This window comes from Mesorhizobium sp. M8A.F.Ca.ET.207.01.1.1 (genome assembly GCF_004794715.1).
Lineage (GTDB): Bacteria > Pseudomonadota > Alphaproteobacteria > Rhizobiales > Rhizobiaceae > Mesorhizobium.
Genome location: NZ_SRUS01000142.1, coordinates 1 through 403, shown reverse-complemented (window position 1 = coordinate 403; position 403 = coordinate 1). Strand labels below are relative to the sequence as shown.

Genomic DNA, 403 nt, shown 5'->3' with positions numbered 1-403 from the left:
ATGAAGCAGAAGGGCAACATCTGGATGCTGTGGCCGAAGGGCGTGCCCCTGCCGAACTGAACCGGCAAGGGTCGGATCCCTTCCAAAGGAAAGGGCTCTGACCCCGGATGCCTGATAATGGCGCCATTCCGTACTTTCCGGCCGCGCCTGCGGCCAGGGCTCCTGCAATGACCTACGCAAAGCACAACGCAAAATCCGGCGCGAGATCCGCCGCAAAGAAGTACTACAAGCACTGGGCCGAATCGGGCCTGGGCAAGGGCAACGTGCTGATGGAAGCGCGCGGCGAGAAGATCGTGCGGCAGGTGGAAATCTACGGCACCAAGATGGTCTGGGCCGACGAGCACGCCCACAGCGACGACCGCTTCCTGCTGGCCGACCAGCCAGTGTCGTTCCTGGATTTCGA

Annotated in this window: 1 protein-coding gene; it reads left to right on the top strand. The window is 62.0% G+C overall.

The genetic code is table 11. The features are described from left to right. Window positions 1-167: 167 nt before the first annotated feature. On the top strand, window positions 168-403 hold a 236-nt coding region (locus tag EN850_RS33890; protein ID WP_136092957.1), incomplete at its 3' end, for a hypothetical protein.